The organism is Xanthomonas sp. WHRI 10204 (assembly GCF_040202875.1).
GTDB lineage: Bacteria > Pseudomonadota > Gammaproteobacteria > Xanthomonadales > Xanthomonadaceae > Xanthomonas.
The window spans coordinates 125,382-142,207 of record NZ_JBEGDW010000001.1; the positions used below are offsets into that span (position 1 = coordinate 125,382).

Genomic DNA, 16,826 nt, shown 5'->3' on the forward strand with positions numbered 1-16,826 from the left:
TCGATGTGCCAGCACGGCGGCGTGCTGGCAGCCAGGGGTCGTTCACTGCCAGGATCAGCTAGCCGATGGAAAGGTCAACAACTCCGTGTTGTGGTGTCGCGCGTTTTTTCCGGTTGCTGGAGGGGCCATGGGCGTCGTTGATCGTGCGCGAGCTGCTTGCGGGGCCGCGCCGGTTCACCGAACTCAGGCAGGTATTGCAGGGCATCAGCGCACATACACTGACCAGTCACCTGCGGCGCTTTGAGGCCTCCGGTCTGGTGGCGCGCACCGCGTATGCGCAGACGCCGCCGCGCGTGGTGTACGAACTCACGCCATTGGGTGAAGGGCTGCATGGCGTCTTCGATGCACTGCGAAAATGGGGCGAATCGCTGCCAGCAGACACTGTTGCGGTGACGCAACCGGAGGATGGCGTGGCAATGAGCATGCGGGAGATTGCAGCGGTCTGCCCGCTTGCCAGACCTTGAGCAAGCGTTTGGCACAAGCGCCACGGCATGGTCTGCAGATGCGGGCGGTGTCGTCGGGCGATTCCAACGGTTGATGCGTCGACAGCTGCAAATCCAAAGCAGCGAGCAACGTAGCGCGTCGATCGCTACCTGCAAACAGCATGTGGCTGGAACACAGCCACATGCTGCGCGACAGGTTGCCTAGAAGCGATGGTTCGCGGTGAATTCGACGCGTCGATCCGGGCCGTACAGCCACTGTGTTTCGGTGTAGTACGCGGTAGTGAAGTACGCCTTGTCGAACAGGTTATAGATACGTGCCGTCAGCGCCGTGTCCTGACGTACCTGCCAGCGTAGCGATACATCGGTGGTGGTGTAGCCGGGCAGTGCCAGCGCGTTGGCGGTATCGGCATAGCGCGTGCCCACATAACGCAGGCCCGCGGCGGCTGTCCAATCGGGCTGAAAGTTCCAGCTGAGCCATGCATTGGCGAGCCGTGCGGCGACATTGGGCGGGACGTTGCCTGCCCGCGAGATCGCAACTGCAGGAGCACCGGTGGCCTCGGTGAAGTCGTCGTAGCGGGCGCGTAATGCGGTTGCGTTGAGATCCAGTTGCCAGCCGTTGTGCGTGGCGAGCGAGAGCGATGCTTCGATGCCGCGCGTGCTTTGCGCACCGACCTGCACGCGCAGATCGGGGTCGATGGGGTCGCGGGTGAGCAAGTCGGATTTGCGGATGTGATACGCGGCCAGCGTCCATTCGCCGCGTCCTTGCGCAAATGCCTGTTTCAGGCCCACCTCGGTTTGCCGGCCTTGCGACATCCCAAACCGGCTGTTGGCCGGGCTGAGCATCAGCAAGCCGCCGACCGGGTCTGCGGCGCGCGCGTATTGCGCGTACAGCGCCAAGCCGGGCTGCAGATCGTAGACCGTGCCGATACGCCAGCCAACGTTGGAAAACGTGGTACTGAAGGCCTGCGTGCCGACGACAAGGTTCTGCCGATCGAGCGTGGTGTGGTCATAGCGCATCCCGCCCAGCACCGACCAGGCCGTGCTCAGTGCGAGCCGGTTCTCCAGGAATACCGCGTACTGCCGGGCACTGTTGCGATACCGCGGAATGGTGGGAATGTCGCTGCTGAAACGCCCGGGCACCGGTGCGTACGGGTCCACCGGACCGGCGCTGCCGACATAGGTGTTGTTGGTGTGCTGAAAGCGGCTGTCATTGGCATCGACACCGAACGAAAGCGTGTTGTCGAACCCTCCCACGCGTCCTCGCACGACGCTATTGGCGGTAAGCCCGGTCTGTTGTTGGTCGTGACCGATGGCCGTGTTGTCGGAGCGGTCGATCAAGCGCGTGGCGGTGTCGTAAAGATAGGCTTCGGCGTTGCGCCAATCGCGCTGGCTGTCGATGTGGTACAGGCGCATGCTGAGCGTGAGTGCGGAGGTGGGCGTCCATACTGTGTCCAGCTGGGTCCACTGGTCGCGGAAGCGGATGACGCCATCGCCGATGTTGTAATTCTTGTGGCGCAGCGCCGGTAGCTGGCGTCCATCCACCAGTGGCGTTCCGAAGTAGCGCATCGGCGTCTGATAGCCGTAGGCGTAACGCAGGGTGGTGTGCAAGGTGGGGGCGATCTGCCAGCGCAGTGCGCCGGAAAAAGTGGCATCTGCGGCGCGGCCACGGTCTACCCAACCGCCGGTGGTATTGCCGCTGACATCCATGCGGTAGGACAGTTCATCGGTCAGGCCGCCGCCGCTGCCGAAGGCCAGGCGTGCGGTGTCCTGGGTCCCGAGAGTGGCCTGGATGTCGTTTTGAATGGCACCGGCGCTCGGCATTTTCGGGATGATGTTGACGACGCCGCCAATGGCGCCATCGCCATAGATCACCGAGGCCGGTCCACGCAGGACTTCGATGCGTTCGATGGACCAGGTGTCGAATGGAAAGGTGACGCCCACGCCGCCGTATTGGCGCAGGCCGTCATATAGACGCATGACCGATGCGCTGTCGGTAAAGCCGCGAGTGGAGAGCGCGCTCAGCCCGTTGCCTGGATGCGCCATGGCACTGATGGCACCGGCGCGGGTAATGGCGTCGGTGACGTTGCTGTCGCCGCGTGCATCGAGTTGATCGCGGGTGATGACGTCCAGGCTTGCTGGTGTCTGGAACGGGCTCAGCCCCAGCGACGTTCCGGTCGATGCAGGTGTGTCGCGTATGGCTTGGTCCTGGCTGACGAAGATGGTGGACAGTGTGTTGGGCGTGTCCTGTGCGATTGCAGATAACGCAGTGCAGAGCAGTGGCGCGGCCAGGGCGCTGCGCAGCGCCATGGAAAGGCGGTGCGGGTGGGGCAAGTCGGTGTGCATGGACAGATCCAGGCAAGCGGCTCCCGTGACGGGTGCCGGTATCGAATAAGAAACAGGTACGCGAGTGCTGCCGCCTGCGCTGGAGCCCGTGTGCAACACAAGGCAGCCAGGCACCGCGGTGGTGTGGTCGGACGCGCGGGGCAGCGACACGTGGACGGCGACGAGTGCCGCCGATGCCATCCCTGTCGGTTGGACGTTTAAGCGCTGGCCGGCGGCCCGCGTGGAGCGTGCGCGTAGCGGAATCGCCCGGTATCGATCGGCAGCGTATCGGGCGAGGCGAACACCGGCGGAGCGGGCGCAGCAAGCGGCAACCATGCGGCAAGCAGCACCGGCAGCATGCGCGCCGCCAATGCGCAGTAATCGCATGCATCGTGTTGCCGGGTGTGGTCGCTGCCGATTGGCGCGCCGCCCCATGCGTGTGCAGTGGGTGTGGCTGCTTCGGCAATCGCGGCAACTGCTGTATCGCCGTGATGGCAAAGCTCGCTGACGATGGGAGGTGCGACGGCAGCCGCCTGCGCCAAGCGTGAGACAACCGGTGCCACGGCCATCAGCATGGCAGCCATGATGGCCAACCATACAAATGTGCGTAGAGGTCTCCGCCGCTGTCTCATACTGCGGATTCTATGTCAGCTGTGCGCACGTGATGCGGCAAGGCGATGCGTCGGCGGCATTTGGCGTGCTGATGACGATCCTGCTTTGCGCCGTGGTCGCCCGTGCTTGCCGCGCGGAGTATCTGTTCGGTTTTGTGCTGGGCATGACCTTCGTGTTCGGCGCGGTATTGCCATGCATCGTGTTCGTGGTGATTGCAACACTCTCTGCCGTTGCGCATTTCATGCTGTGGCCGGCGCTGCTGTGGGGCGTCGGCAAAGTGCGCGTGCGCCAGCCCCAGGTCTGATCCTGCGTCGGCATGCAGGGCTCTACTGGTGAGCTTCCTCAGGCCACCGCCGATGCGTACCGAACCTTGCCGCGCGGACTGCTCATCCCATCGCGCGGCTTGTCGTCGAATATACGGTTCGTATACGATGCGTATATTCCAAGCCGGGAGCCACCATGGGCATCGTCAATATCGATGACGACCTGCACGATCAACTGCGGCGCGCCTGTACCGTCACCAGCCGGTCGATCAATGCGCAGGCCACTTTCTGGATCAAGGTCGGCATGTTGTGCGAGATGCATCCGGAATCCTCGTTCCAGGACATCGTGGCGCAGGAGCTGCGCGCGGCGGGAGTGCGGCCGCAAACCTTGAAGCCGTCCGCGGCAAAACCAGGGCGCGCATGATCAAGTCGCCGGATGAGATCGCACTGATGGCGATCTCCGGGCAGCTGCTTGCGCAGGTGTTTCATGCGCTGGATCGGCTGCCGCTGGAAGGGCGCAGCACGTTGGAGCTCAATGCCTTTGTCGAGCGCATGATTGTGGATGCGCTCGACGCACGGCCTGCAAGCAAGGGGCAGTACGGGTTCGAATTCGTGCTCAACGCGTCGATCGACGATGTGGTTTGCCACGGTGTGCCGTCGGCAGACGATGTGCTGCGCAGCGGGCAGATCGTCAATCTGGATATCACGCTGGAAAAGAACGGTTTTATTGCGGATTCCAGCACGACGTATCTGGTGGGCGAGGTTGCCTATCCGGCGCGGCGGCTGGTGCAGACCGCCTATCAGGCGATGTGGAAAGGCATCGCTGCGGTACGGCCCGGTGCGCGCCTGGGCGATATCGGCCAGGCCATTGCGCGGCATGCGCGCGACCACGGCTATAGCGTGGTCAAGGAGTATTGCGGGCATGGCATCGGGCGCGAGATGCACGAAGAACCGCAGATCCTGCATCACGGCCACGCAGGAACCGGTTTGACGCTGCACGAAGGCATGGTGTTCACCATCGAGCCGATGATCAATCAGGGCCGCGCAGCGATCCGTTCGCAGCCTGACCAGTGGCCGGTGTACACCCGCGATGGCAAGTTGTCGGCGCAGTTCGAGCACACGGTGGCGGTGACGCGCACCGGCGTGCGTGTGCTCACGCTGCGGCCCGACGAAAAGCCGCTGTGCCCGGTGGAGTGATGCACCGCAACGCGTGGCGCGCGGCAGCTGTCATTCTGGCGATGCGCGCCTGGACCCGTCGGGGAGGCGTGGGATGAGCGGAGTGGTGTTGGTCTGCAGCAGCGTCTGTACGGTTGTTTCGACACCGATAAACCGTCTGCGTTGCAGCAGATAAACCACCATGAGCAGCGCCAAGAACATCAGCGTTACGCCTGGCTTGATAATGATTGCGGGGACCAGAATCCCAGCCACGATATACGCCATGGTCCAGTTGCAGTAGCCGGTGATAGTGATCTCGCGGTGCCTGCGGTCGACCGCGATGTGCCCGCGCATGATCGGTGGGTACATCGGGCCGATGATCACCAGAAACGTCTCGCGAAACGCGTAGACATGTTCGGACAACGGATGGAATCTCAGTTCCGGCCAGCGCGACTGATCGAGCGCATGTTCCACCTGCGCCAATGAAAAACAGTCCAGTGCCTGACGGCTTGCCGGAATCCGGCGCCGGAACACCGGCAATCCCCATCCGAAGTACATGCGGTTCCAGCTGATCGACAGAACGCCTTCGATCGCGATCACTACCAGCAGCAGGTTGAACATCGAGGCTCCTTATCGTGTATCGGCTACTGCTGCGGGGTATGGCGAGGGACTGCAGTCACTCGGTGCCACCGCCGACTGTAGCAACCCCGCATGTGGCACAGGCCATCGCGCATCCAGCGCGCAGCATTCAGGGGCGCTGTGGCTGCCAGATTGCGTCAGGTCAGCGAAGCTGATGCACACTAAGGGCGGCAAAAATGTAGCGAGTCGTCGTCAGCTGGGTGTGGACGGCGCACGCAGAACCGCAGTGTACGAGTGATACATGCCGATTCTGAGCAACCAACACACCCCCTCGACGGCTCCGCAGTCGTTTTGTTAACCACTCTGATTTTCATAGTTGAGGTCGCTACTCGCGACGTGCCGATCCAGCGACCCCCTGGTGCCATGCAGCCACAGTCTCACAATATCCTTCCTGCGCAGTCGTCCACTGCCGCGCAGCTGCGCCGACCCGTCGAGTGGTTGCGCCGGCAGTTACGTGCCAACGACCTGTGGTTTATCGGGCTGGCTGCGCTGGTGGGATTGGTCGCTGCCGCATTGATGGTGCTGCAGGCCGGGATCGCGCACGCGTTGCAGGCCTGGTTGTACGGGTTGGGGCCGGATGCGCGGCTCAGCACGGCAACCTCGATCACGCCCACGCAATTGCTGGTGCTTCCGCTGGGCGGGCTGCTGGTGGGCCTGGTGGCGTTGATGGCGCGACGGCGCAAGCGGCCGTTGGTGGATGCGGTGGAAGCCAATGCGCTGCACGGCGGGCGCATGTCGATGCGCGATAACCTGATCGTTGCGGTGCAGACCTTGTTGTCCAACGGCTTCGGCGCATCGGTCGGGTTGGAGGCGGCGTATACGCAAATGGGATCCGGCGCCGGCTCGCAGCTCGGTCGCATCCTGCGGGTGCGCCGCGCGGACATGCGCACCCTGGTCGGTGCCGGTGCGGCGGGTGCCATTGCCGGCGCCTTTGGTGCGCCGCTGGCGGGTGCGTTCTACGCGTTCGAGATCGTGATCGGCGCGTACACGCCATCGGCGTTGGCACCGGTGGCAGCTGCGGCATTGGCCGGCGCGTTCATGGCCAGCGCGCTGGGTGCAGCGCCGTATTCGTTACCGGCGGCGGTGGCGTACCAGTTGCAGCCACGCGACTACGCGATCTACGTTGCGCTGGGGTTGGTGTGCGCGTTGATCGGCATCGCTGTGATGCGTCTGGTGGCCGGCATCGAACGCAGCGTGGGGCGCTTCAATCTGCCGCTGTGGGGCCGCCCGGTCATCGGCGGGTTGCTGCTGATTCCATTGGCGATGTACTCGCCACAGGTGCTGTCCTCCGGCCACGGCGCGCTGCACCTGGATATGACCAGCAGCACCACCTTGCAGGTACTGGCCACGCTGTTGGTGCTCAAGTGCATTGCTTCCGGCATTTCGTTGGGCTTCGGCTTCCGTGGCGGCTTGTTCTTCGCGTCCCTGTTCATGGGCTCGTTGGTCGGCAGCCTGTTCGCAGTGGCCGTGAACCTGTTGGTAGGCGCGGCGGTGGTGGACGCGACCAGCGCCGCATTGGTCGGTATGGCCGCACTGGCGGCGGCGATCGTGGGTGCACCGATGACCATGGCGATGCTGATCCTGGAGGGCACGCACGACTTTGTGCTGGCCAGCGCGGTGATGGCGGCGGTGCTGGTGGCCAATACGGTGGTGCGTCAGGTGTTTGGTTATTCGTTCTCGACCTGGCGGCTGCATCTGCGTGGCGAAAACATCCGCAGCGCACGCGACGTGGGCTGGGTCCGCAATCTGTCGGCCGGCAAGATGATGCGCAAGGACGCCAACCACACCGCGCACGACATCAGCGTTGGCGAGTTTCGGCGGCGTTTTCCGCTGGGCTCTACCCAGCGCGTGGTGCTGGAAGATGCGGCCGGGCACTATGCCGGCGTGGTGCCGCTGGCGGTGCTGTATGCCGACAACGTGCAACCGGATGCGCCGGTCAGCGACTACGCCAGACATCGCGATGCGGCGTTGCTGGCAGACACCGACATCGTGGCGATCATGAAGGTCTTCGATGCAACGCAGGCCGACGAGCTGGCGGTGATCGATACCGACCGCCGGGTGCTGGGCGTGTTGTCCGAAGGCTTCGTGCGCAAGCGCTACGCCGAAGAGCTGGAAAAGCGCGAGCGCGAATTGATGGGCGAACGGGCCAGCGGCGACGACTGACGCCGTGTGCCGAACCCGGTGCGCTCGCGTGAGTGCTGGATTACGCCGACCAGTGCTGCGATGCGCGGCATCTACGACCACGCGACACGCGCCGGCCAGTGCGTGCACCGCGACGCGCGTGCGCCTACGCGAGTGCCACTACACGGCAGCTGGCGAGTTGGCTCGTCCGTTGGCTGTCGCGGCGGTGTCTGATGGGTGTGGCGCAAGCGCATGCGCGGCCATCAGCGCGGTGAGCCGGCGGTGGCAGTCGCGCAGGGCAAGTGCGGAGGCCGGCATGTTGCAGGCGTCGAAGGTGTGCGCTTCCGCCTTCCAGGCGGCGAGCAGGTCTTCCAGGTCACAGAGCAGGCTCGGCATGGGGAGGTTCTCCGATGGGCGTTCTGTACCTACGGCTGCTGACAGCGGACGGATGCAAGACCGCTGTGTTGCAGGCTGACTCGGTTATTTAACAGCGGCTAACGACACGACTGCGCTCATCGCCAGGTGGCGCTGCCGGTGCTCGGTGCGGTATAGACATGCGTACACGCCGGTTCTGAGCGTGCCGTCCACATTCACCTGACGACTGCTCGCAACGTTTTGTCAGCGGCTCTAAAGCCACAGCGCGGTGAGCCGCCCCAACGTGGGCACATCGCAATCGACATCAGCCGTGTGCCCCTCCGGCATCTCGCGGCCACCCACCGTTGTGTGCAGAGCGCCCGCGCCTTCGCTGGCCCGCGCACGTGATAACGCTGCATGCCGCTCACGCCGCCGTGCGCAAGCCACACGTGCGCGTCACGGCGGCGGGAGGAGGGTGTCTGTACGGCTTTCTGCTACAGGAGACGCGCATGCGCACTCAAGAGAACGATAACGTCCGGATCGACGATCCCAGCCCGCCTGCCGGGATCAAGGCGCCCGGCAAGAACGATGATCTGCTGCAGGATGGCCCCGCGCAGGACAGCGAGATCGATGACGACGACAGCATCGATGGCGATCGCGACGAAGACCAATAGGTCTGGATGCGTGGTGCTGCACGGCGCCGTGCACACGTGCAGCGGGGGCGTGATCGATGAGAAGCACCGCTGTGCGGATGTAGCCACCCGCTGTTGCGGATGCATCTTGTTGCGACGGTCCAGACGCCGCCATCGGCCTCTCGCCCGTCTGTGCTGCGCCGCTGGCATCCCCAGTGCAGCATGGGACGCGGATACGGCAACCGCCATGTGCGCATCGACCTCACTCGTAAGCACGCAGCGTCCGACCTACACTGCACAGCCTTCCAGACTGTTGAGTGCCATGGAAACGTTGCCGCCATTACCGACAATCGCACTGGGTGAATATCGCCACTTCAAGGGCGGTCGCTACGAGGTGCTGGGCGTTGTGCGCAGCAGTGAAACCCTGGAGCCGCTGGTGCTGTATCGGCCGCTGGACAGCGAGATCGGCCTGTGGGTGCGGCCGTACGCGATGTTCATGCAACAGGTGGACGTGGATGGCGTGATGCGTCCGCGCTTTGCGCCGGTGGCGTGATCGGCGCGTGCCGTGATGCGGTAGCTTGCAAGCGCCCGATAAGGCAGCCATGAGCACGGCCAAAGCGCCGCTCACCACGCCCGACGGGCGCTACCTGATCGTACGTGGCCGGTTGTGGCGCACCTCCGATCCACAGCTGAGTGCAGCGGTGCGCGCGAGGTTGGTCGCCGAGCTGATGGATGCACGTCGTGCGGTCAAGGCAGCCAAGCGTCACGACGATGCGCAGCAGCTGGCGCGCGCACGCGCCGAGGTCGATGCCGCCAAGATCGCCTTGGGAGAGCGCGGCCCGGTATGGTGGACCGACGGTGCCGACGACCTCACTCGGCATCTGGTCAAGAACACGCCGTATGCGGACTGGTTTGATGGTCTTGACGCCGCGCACTAGCGTGCACGCGGCAATATGCTGCGGAGGGTGATCGCCAACCGAGGCTACGGAACCGCAGCGATGGCAGTGCTGCACAGCACTACGCACATCCGCGTGGCGCAACCTTGCAAGAATCTGTCGGCTCAGTACGCAAGCTGCCACACGCACAGCCGCGACCAGTTGCAACGACCCAGCTCGATGCCGCCGGGCTGGGCCGTTGCTGCCTGCGTAGGCGACTCAGCCCAGGTCGCAGTTGCTCGGCTGCGGCCAGGTGGTGGCGGGCAGCATCGCCTTGACGGCTGCCGGTGCGGTGATGCCGATGGTGCTGGCACCGTACAGATCTTCAAGCTCGTCGATGCTGACGATGTAGCTGTCCAGCGAACCCAGATTGGCGCTGTTGGGAATCAGCCAGCTGATGGCGCGCGTGCCGCCGCCGGGGTTGGCGGTGATGATGGTCTTCCAGAAGAAATCCGGCGTGCGAATGCCGTGGCTGCTCAGAAAATAGTCGTTGCTGGTATCGCTGTAGATCACCCCGCCGTAGACCTGCACGCTGGCGATATCGCGGTAGCACTCGGCCACGTTCTCTGCGCGCACCCAGATGCCCTGATTGAAGCTGGACACCTGCGGCACGATGTTGGACATCAGGTTGGCGCGACGGATGTAGGTCGCGTTGTAATCCATGTGGTTGGAGGTCACCAGATGGCCGCGGTCGTAGCCGCTGCGCACGCTGGCATACGACGCCGCAGTGGTCTGTCCGCCGCAACCGCTGGGCAGCTCGGTGTCCAGATTGAAACTGGATGGACGCGCGGCCGATCCGGTGTCGGCTTGCAGTACGTATTCGTAGCGCAGCGCGGTGTGGTTGGTGCAGTCGTAGCGCAGCGTGTAACCGCCCTTATTGAGGGTGACGACTTGTGCCTGGGCTGCGGCACTGAAACCGGTGAGTAGCAGAACGGCAAGCAGGGTCCTGAAGCGCATGGGAGTGAATCTCCTAGGAATCGTTCGGACGCACAACGCCACCGCCGATTGCTCATTGAGCAGATCGACGTTCAGCGGAAAGTGCGCTGGTCGGGGGACAGGTTGGCTCGGTTTCTAGCGAGCACAACAGCTATCGCATGCAAATGTTTCTCGTTGGTGACGTAGGCGTGAGGAATGTGCACTTGCACCATTTTTTTCGATGAAGGTGCGATGTTCATCACACATTTTCGTGCATACGTCGCGCAGGCGATAAGCCAACGGTTATGCCTGGAACACATGCAGACGCGACGGCATCACACTTCACACCGCGGGCCGACAAGCACGCCGCGATTGGCGTCTGGGTAGCCACGGACGCCGAGAGTCGACGGTGGCGTCCGTACCCTCTGGTGCGTGGACACGATCGGTTTCCAGACTGCGAAGGTCATCGATGCGCCAAGCACGCGCGCGTCGCCAGGCAACGGCGCCGCATCACCACATCGTCGCGCCGGCGGACACAAAAACCCCCCTTCCGCAGTCCGTGCGAAAGAGGGGTATTTGCGCGTGTCGTGAGACACGCCGTTCGAGCGGTGGAGGTGCTATGCGACGTTTCTTTCCAGGTGCTGTCCGCTTGCAGGCTCCAGCTGGAACAGCGACACCAACTGCGTCAACGTGCCGGACTGCTTTTCCATTGCGCGTGCTGCGGCCATGGCTTCTTCCACCAATGCGGCATTTTGCTGGGTGGTTTCGTCCATCTGGATGACTGTCTGGTTGACCTGCTCGATGCCGGTGGACTGCTCGGTGGAGGCGGCGGTGATCTGCCCCATGATGTCGGTGACCCGATTCACGCTAGCCACGATCTCGGTCATGGTGGTGCCGGCGGTGCGCACCAGCGCCGAACCCTCGGCGACCTTGCCCACCGAGGCATCGATCAATTCCTTGATCTCCTTGGCCGCGCCGGAAGAGCGTTGTGCCAGGGTGCGCACCTCAGAGGCCACCACGGCAAACCCACGGCCCTGCTCGCCGGCACGCGCGGCTTCCACCGCCGCATTCAAGGCCAGGATATTGGTCTGGAACGCAATGCCGTCGATGACGCTGATGATCTCGGCGATCTTTTTGGATGAAGCCTCGATACCGCTCATGGTGCCGACCACCTGACTGACCACCTCGCCCCCCTTGGATGCCACGTCAGCGGCGCTGCGTGCGAGTGCGTTGGCCTGCAGGGCGTGTTCGGCATTCTGTTTGACGGTGGACGTGAGTTCTTCCATCGATGCAGCGGTTTCTTCCAGATTGGCCGCCTGCTGCTCGGTACGACGCGACAGATCCTGATTGCCGGCTGCGATTTCACCCGCAGCAGTATCGATCTCCGCCGAAGAATACTGGATGCGCCCGACGATATCGGTCAGACGGTCCACCGTGGTGTTGGCGTCTTCGCGCATGCGTGCGAACACGCCTGCAGCGTGTCCGTGCATGCGCATGGTCAGGTCGCCGCCGGCAATGGCCTGCAACAACTGCGACAGCTCGCCCAGGTTCTTGTCCGCAGTGCTCATCAGCTGATTGAGGTCGACCACGATCTGGCGGAAGTCATACTCAAACGCGGTTTCGTCGCCACGTGCGCTGAAGTCGCCTGCCGCTGCGGCCGCAGCCAGGCGCTTGATCTCGCCATTGACCGACAACAGGCTGGCACGCACATCGTTGATCGACTGGCTGATCACCGCTTTTTCGCCAGGCAACGGCTCCAGCTGCTGCGACAGATCGCCGGCGGCATAACGTTCGGTCAATGCCACGATCTGCATAGTCACCGCGATATGGCTGGACACCAGCGTGTTGCTGGCGCGCACCATGGTGCCGAACTCGCCCGGAAATTCCTGCTCGGCGATACGGTGGCTGACGATGCCTGCTTCGTGCTTGTCGCCCATCTCGGTCTGCGCCTGGATCACCCGACGTAGCTGATGTTGCATGCTATCCATCGCCTGCAGCAGCTGGCCGACTTCGTCGTTGCGGTCGATCGAAATGGTGTTGTCCAACTTGCCCGACGACACCGCATGCGCGATGCCTACCGCGCGATTGAGCGGCTGGGTGATGGCGCGTGCCACGATCCAGCCGAACCCGATGCATACCACCGCACCGACCAGGCCCAGCACCAGGCCACCGATGCTGGCCGCCACCGAACTATCCACCGCTTCCTGCACGGTCCCGCGGAAACGTGCATCGGCGCGCTTCTGCATGGCGGTGAGCGTAGTGCGGTAGCTGTCCAGCGCCGGTGCCATGGCGCTCATCTGTTGCGCATCGGGTTCGCGCTGCTCCACGAAGGCTGCCGCCACCCCATGGGCCAGCTGGTAGTACTCGTCGAACTGCTTGCCCAGCTGCGCCAGTTCTTTCGCATTGGCCGGGTCGGCCTTCTGCAATTTCACATAGGAGCTGTGGATGTCGTCAGCCACCGGTTTGGTGGCCGCCAACATGTCGGCATCGCCTGCGGCGGCCGCGCCGTTGAGCCCATTGATGAGCTTGTCCAGCGCGGCGACGTTGCGGGTCATCGCATCGAGCATCGGGAAATGTACGTCGCGCATCGCTTCCAGGCGATCGTTGTTGCGATGAAACACCAGCGTGCTGAAAGCGACATAGCCCGATAGGCAAATGATTGCCACCGCTGCCGGCATCAGGATTTTCCAGAACAACGGTAACGACAGAATGCGGCGCATGATGTGGCTCTCGAGCAGGAGGTGGATCACGGCTTCAGGACGACCTTGACGCTGGCATCCACGGCGGCGGCACTGATGTAACCGATCGCGCCCGGCGTGGCGGTCACCGCCTTCTTGACTGCATCGTCGCCGCTCACACGCTTCGGACGCTGCGCCTTGCCGGTGAACATCAACTGCGACCAGTAAGATTTCAGCTGCGCCGAATCGCGCGAGGCGACCTTCTTGTAGAACTCATCGCGCACCGCGACGCCTTCTTCCTGATCGATCGGCACGGCTGCGCCGCCGCCTGGCAGGCTGTTGGACTTGGCCAGAAAGATCTGCGACACCTGCGCCGCACTGAGACTGTCGGGGCCACCCTTGGCGGACATCACCACCACCACATCGGCATTGGCCGAGAACGCAAGCGACGACAACAGCGCAAGCATGCAGCCTGCGGAACACTTGGAAAATTTCATGGGGGCTCTCTTAGAACACGAAGTCGACGGACGCCGACAGCAGGTTGTAGCTGCCGCCCGGACGGAAGCCCGGCTGGATGTTGTTCAACGACCCGAACGAACCGGCGTTGTTGTTGATATGGCTGGCCTGCAGCTTGACCGCCATGCTCTCGCGCGCGTCCCAACGCAGCGATGCGGTGAAGCTGTGACGGCCGCTTTCGGCCTGCGCCAGCGCACGCGTCATGATGCCAACCGGGTCTTGGCCAGGCGCGATGGTCGGGCCCTTGCGATCGACGCTTCCGTAGGTGACCGACGGGGTCAGCGTGCCGAACCGGCCGCCGACGCTGAGGTAACCGGAGGTGGTCTTGCCGTTGAGCGAGGGCGAATAATCGGCCTGGATCACTTCGGTGCGCAGGAACCAGTTGCCCGGATCGTAAGCGTAGCCCACGCTGGCGAAGCTGCCGTCCACGTCATAGGTGGTTAAGCGATTGGCCAGTGCCGGATTGATGCGCTGGTAGGCGGTGAAGAGGCGGTCAAGCGACGGTGTATCGAAGTCGGTGGTGCCGACGATGTAGGCCGCACGAAACGTTGATGCGCCCGATTCCAGACCCAGTGCCAGGCCGCGCATGGCATGCACGTCGGCTTTCTTGGAGTCGATACGGCCGTAAAAACCCTGAACGCTGACCACGCTTTCGCCGGCATTGATGGTGTACACGCCTTCGATGCCGTCCATCGGCAATAGATAGTTGTAAACCTCATACGGTGGGCGCACCCACGGCGTGGCATAGCCCACACGCTGATATTCGGAGAGCATGTACAGCGGCGCGGTGATGCGGCCCAGACGCGCGGCAAACTGCGGGCCGAACTGGTATTTCACGTGCGCCAGCGTCACCTTCGGCGCGTAGTCGGCGCGCTCGGCGTACTCGCTGGTCACCTGCAACACGCCGGTGAACTTCTCGGTGAAGTTGGCATTGACCTGACCGGCAATCCGCGAATCCGGACGGGCCGAGGTGGAATGGCTTGCGCCAGCGCCTTGCTCGGTCTGGATGTCGGGTGTGAAGTCGGCCTGATCCTCGGTCGAGTGCACCACGCCCAGCGTGCCGAAGCCGCTGAAGGAAAACATCGAATCCTGCTGCGCATACGCGCAGGTCGACGAGGCCAGGGCGATAGCGCCGCTGAGCAGTTTGACGGTCAATTTCATTGCGGTCTCGGCTAAAAAGATGATGGACGCAGCGCCGGAGCGCAGCGGGCAGAACGGTGATGCGCGTCTCGGTGCGCTGATCCCCGGTAGCGGCCGCCTGTGTCATCGCTTTAGCGAGTTTTTTACAAATCGACGAAATGGTTAAGTTGCTGGGAAGATATGGAAATGAACGATAGTCCTACGCTATCGAACTGCGTCGCCAGAGTGTTTGGTGGCAGATCGCTGGCTGAGCGCGGACGGCACGTTCCGCAGCTCCTAGTGTTTGACACAGGCCAGGACCCATGACGGAACCATCGGTAGATCGCGCCTGTCGACACGGTGAACGGCATCGGCACCCGCATCGAGTTATCCAAGTCGACAGCAACATCGCTACGCCCAAGCAAGCAGGGCGTGGCGATGTTGTCCAGTCAATCGACCAGCGGTACTAATACGTTTTCGCTAGTGCTGCCGCTGCCACCGACTGAGTGCCATCGCTGCAGATCCGGCTGCAGCGCGCGATGCTGCGCGTTGGATCAGCTTACTGACCGGCAGTCGGTAACTTGACCACCACCTTGATCTCGAAGCGGAAGCCGGCCAGCCAGGTCACACCGACGGCGGTGACGGCGGGGTAGGGCGCCGGGCCCCAGTAGCTGGCCCAGCGGTCCCACGCAGCGTCGAACACGACTTCGGGGTTCACCATGAACCAGGTGACATCGACTACATCCTGCGATGTGCAGCCGGCGGCGCTGAGGATGGCATCGAGATTGGCGAACGCACGCGCGATCTCTGCGTCCAGCTCCGGCTCGGGCGAGCCGTCGTCGCGGCTGCCGACCTGGCCGGCGACGAACATCAATCCATCGGCACGCACCGCGGGCGAATACCGATGACGCTCATACAGCGCGTGGCGGCCCTGCGGAAAAACAACGTCACGTGTAGCCATGGGACTCTCCTTGGAAATGCAATAAAACGGATGCCCACCCTAAGCGCCTGGCCGCGCGCGATAAATCCGCAGCCTTGAGCAACACTGTTTGTAGAATCCAACTAATCTTGGCGCAGGAGTGGCGATGGATCGGTTCGATGCGATGCAGGCGTTTGCGCGTGTGGTTGAGACCGGCAGTTTCACCAAGGCGGCAGACACGCTGGAGATGAGCCGGGCCAGCGTGACGCACCTGGTGCAGCAACTCGAAGCGCGGTTGCGGGTGACGCTGCTCAACCGCACCACCCGCAGGGTGCACGTGACCGCCGACGGCGCCGCCTATTACGAGCGCGTGGTACGCCTGTTGGCGGACATGGACGATGCCGAAACCAGCTTGTCCGATGCATCGACGCTACCGCGCGGACGCTTACGTGTGGATGTGCCCAGCCCGTTTGCGCGCTTGATCCTGATGCCGGCGGTGCCGGCGTTTCATGCGCGCTATCCGGATATCCAGCTGGATATGGGCGTCAGCGACCGGCGCGTGGATCTGATCGGCGAGAACGTGGATTGCGTGGTGCGCGGCGGCACCATCGCCGATCAGTCGTTGATCGCGCGGCGGGTGGGTGATCTGCAGACCGGCGTGTATGCAGCGCCAAGTTATCTGCAACGGCTGGGCACGCCTGCGCATCCTTCCGAGCTGGAAAACACCCGCCACCGCTGCGTCGGTTTCATGCGTTGGGGTACCACCACCACCGTGCCCTACGCGATGCAACGTGGCGACGAAGCGGTGACCGTGCACGGCCGGCATGTCGTTGCCGCCGACGACGGTAATGCCTATCTCGCCGCCGGGCTGGCCGGTATGGGCGTGTTGTGGCTGCCGGTGTATATGGCCACCGCACACGTGGCCAGCGGCGAGCTGGTACCGGTGTTCGAAGACTGGCAGCTGGAGCCGATGCCCTTGTCGATCGCGTTTGCACCCAATCGCCACGTGAGCGCCAAACTGCGGGTCTTCATCGATTGGGTGATCGAGCTGATGGCCGCGCATGTGCATGTGGTGCGCCCGAGGTCGCGCTGAGTCGCGCGTGATGCGTTTGGTTTACGCAAGGGCGATGGCGCGGGGCATGTGCTACCTCACGTCTCATGGAAAATTGGGCAGCGCCTCCGAAGTGGCGGGTCTGATGCAGG

18 protein-coding genes and 2 other RNA genes are annotated in these 16,826 nt (G+C 63.4%); 10 read left to right on the plus strand and 10 right to left on the minus strand.

Going from position 1 to position 16,826, the window contains the following annotated elements; genetic code table 11:
* Window positions 1-65 precede the first annotated feature (65 nt).
* Window positions 66-464, plus strand: coding sequence for a winged helix-turn-helix transcriptional regulator (locus ABQZ00_RS00565; RefSeq protein WP_323537878.1), 399 nt, complete (start codon window positions 66-68; stop codon window positions 462-464).
* A 180-nt stretch (window positions 465-644) separates the two neighbouring features.
* Here ABQZ00_RS00565 and ABQZ00_RS00570 read toward each other — a convergent pair whose 3' ends face one another.
* Window positions 645-2,792: a TonB-dependent receptor gene (locus ABQZ00_RS00570; protein ID WP_503064260.1), complete on the minus strand. Its 2,148-nt coding sequence runs from the start codon at window positions 2,790-2,792 to the stop codon at window positions 645-647.
* Between the two features lie 191 nt (window positions 2,793-2,983).
* A complete protein-coding gene (locus ABQZ00_RS00575) occupies window positions 2,984-3,397 on the minus strand; it encodes a DUF2946 family protein (protein WP_323537876.1) in 414 nt (137 codons plus the stop codon).
* 65 nt (window positions 3,398-3,462) lie between these two features.
* Between ABQZ00_RS00575 and ABQZ00_RS00580 the strand changes: the two genes are divergently transcribed.
* From ABQZ00_RS00580 to map, 3 genes are all read left to right on the plus strand, one after another.
* Window positions 3,463-3,681, plus strand: a complete 219-nt coding sequence (locus ABQZ00_RS00580; protein WP_323537875.1) for a hypothetical protein — start codon at window positions 3,463-3,465, stop codon at window positions 3,679-3,681.
* A 155-nt stretch (window positions 3,682-3,836) separates the two neighbouring features.
* Window positions 3,837-4,064, plus strand: a complete 228-nt coding sequence (locus ABQZ00_RS00585; protein ID WP_323537874.1) for a ParD-like family protein — start codon at window positions 3,837-3,839, stop codon at window positions 4,062-4,064.
* Window positions 4,061-4,837 carry a type I methionyl aminopeptidase gene (map, locus tag ABQZ00_RS00590; protein ID WP_323537873.1) on the plus strand — a complete coding sequence of 259 codons (777 nt, stop codon included), beginning with the start codon at window positions 4,061-4,063 and terminating at the stop codon, window positions 4,835-4,837. Before ABQZ00_RS00585 ends, map begins: the two co-directional genes overlap by 4 nt.
* Window positions 4,838-4,867: 30 nt before the next feature.
* Here the strand turns inward: map and ABQZ00_RS00595 are convergent, their stop codons facing one another.
* Together ABQZ00_RS00595 and ABQZ00_RS00600 are read right to left on the minus strand one after the other, a co-directional pair.
* The gene (locus ABQZ00_RS00595; RefSeq protein WP_115514030.1) at window positions 4,868-5,416 is read right to left on the minus strand and encodes a hypothetical protein; all 549 of its coding nucleotides are present in this window, start codon (window positions 5,414-5,416) and stop codon (window positions 4,868-4,870) included.
* A 187-nt stretch (window positions 5,417-5,603) separates the two neighbouring features.
* Window positions 5,604-5,677, minus strand: a non-coding RNA gene (locus tag ABQZ00_RS00600) — sX9 sRNA.
* 120 nt (window positions 5,678-5,797) lie between these two features.
* On the opposite strand from ABQZ00_RS00600, the gene ABQZ00_RS00605 reads away from it, so the two are divergent.
* Window positions 5,798-7,597 carry a chloride channel protein gene (locus ABQZ00_RS00605; RefSeq protein ID WP_323537872.1) on the plus strand — a complete coding sequence of 600 codons (1,800 nt, stop codon included), beginning with the start codon at window positions 5,798-5,800 and terminating at the stop codon, window positions 7,595-7,597.
* A 138-nt stretch (window positions 7,598-7,735) separates the two neighbouring features.
* On the opposite strand, the gene ABQZ00_RS00610 is transcribed toward ABQZ00_RS00605, so the two are convergent.
* A complete protein-coding gene (locus ABQZ00_RS00610; RefSeq protein ID WP_323522548.1) occupies window positions 7,736-7,951 on the minus strand; it encodes a hypothetical protein in 216 nt (71 codons plus the stop codon).
* Between the two features lie 158 nt (window positions 7,952-8,109).
* Between ABQZ00_RS00610 and ABQZ00_RS00615 the strand changes: the two genes are divergently transcribed.
* The 4 genes from ABQZ00_RS00615 to ABQZ00_RS00630 all read left to right on the plus strand — a co-directional run bounded on the left by ABQZ00_RS00615 (window position 8,110) and on the right by ABQZ00_RS00630 (window position 9,479).
* A non-coding RNA gene (locus tag ABQZ00_RS00615) (sX9 sRNA) lies at window positions 8,110-8,179 on the plus strand.
* A gap of 239 nt (window positions 8,180-8,418) precedes the next feature.
* Complete coding sequence (locus ABQZ00_RS00620) at window positions 8,419-8,583, plus strand: hypothetical protein (RefSeq protein WP_164497846.1); 165 nt, start codon at window positions 8,419-8,421, stop codon at window positions 8,581-8,583.
* Between the two features lie 280 nt (window positions 8,584-8,863).
* Entirely contained in the window at window positions 8,864-9,094 is a 231-nt protein-coding gene (locus ABQZ00_RS00625) for a DUF1653 domain-containing protein (protein ID WP_055847756.1), read from the plus strand.
* A gap of 49 nt (window positions 9,095-9,143) precedes the next feature.
* Window positions 9,144-9,479 carry a hypothetical protein gene (locus ABQZ00_RS00630; protein WP_115529022.1) on the plus strand — a complete coding sequence of 112 codons (336 nt, stop codon included), beginning with the start codon at window positions 9,144-9,146 and terminating at the stop codon, window positions 9,477-9,479.
* Between the two features lie 216 nt (window positions 9,480-9,695).
* On the opposite strand, the gene ABQZ00_RS00635 is transcribed toward ABQZ00_RS00630, so the two are convergent.
* The 5 genes from ABQZ00_RS00635 to ABQZ00_RS00655 all read right to left on the minus strand — a co-directional run bounded on the left by ABQZ00_RS00635 (window position 9,696) and on the right by ABQZ00_RS00655 (window position 15,665).
* A complete protein-coding gene (locus tag ABQZ00_RS00635) occupies window positions 9,696-10,433 on the minus strand; it encodes a DNA/RNA non-specific endonuclease (RefSeq protein WP_323515043.1) in 738 nt (245 codons plus the stop codon).
* A 575-nt stretch (window positions 10,434-11,008) separates the two neighbouring features.
* Window positions 11,009-13,141, minus strand: coding sequence for a methyl-accepting chemotaxis protein (locus ABQZ00_RS00640; protein WP_323537871.1), 2,133 nt, complete (start codon window positions 13,139-13,141; stop codon window positions 11,009-11,011).
* On the minus strand, window positions 13,138-13,566 hold the full coding sequence (locus ABQZ00_RS00645) for a type 2 periplasmic-binding domain-containing protein (protein ID WP_323537870.1): 429 nt from the start codon (window positions 13,564-13,566) through the stop codon (window positions 13,138-13,140). The genes ABQZ00_RS00640 and ABQZ00_RS00645 overlap by 4 nt, the downstream gene beginning before the upstream one ends.
* Before the next feature lie 10 nt (window positions 13,567-13,576).
* Window positions 13,577-14,746, minus strand: a complete 1,170-nt coding sequence (locus ABQZ00_RS00650) for a hypothetical protein (protein ID WP_323537869.1) — start codon at window positions 14,744-14,746, stop codon at window positions 13,577-13,579.
* A 517-nt stretch (window positions 14,747-15,263) separates the two neighbouring features.
* Window positions 15,264-15,665 (minus strand): Rid family hydrolase, encoded by a 402-nt coding sequence (locus ABQZ00_RS00655; protein ID WP_311239063.1) that lies wholly within the window; start codon window positions 15,663-15,665, stop codon window positions 15,264-15,266.
* Between the two features lie 124 nt (window positions 15,666-15,789).
* Here ABQZ00_RS00655 and ABQZ00_RS00660 point away from each other — a divergent pair, with 124 nt between their 5' ends.
* Window positions 15,790-16,716: a LysR family transcriptional regulator gene (locus tag ABQZ00_RS00660; protein ID WP_323537868.1), complete on the plus strand. Its 927-nt coding sequence runs from the start codon at window positions 15,790-15,792 to the stop codon at window positions 16,714-16,716.
* The last annotated feature ends 110 nt before the right edge of the window (window positions 16,717-16,826 follow it).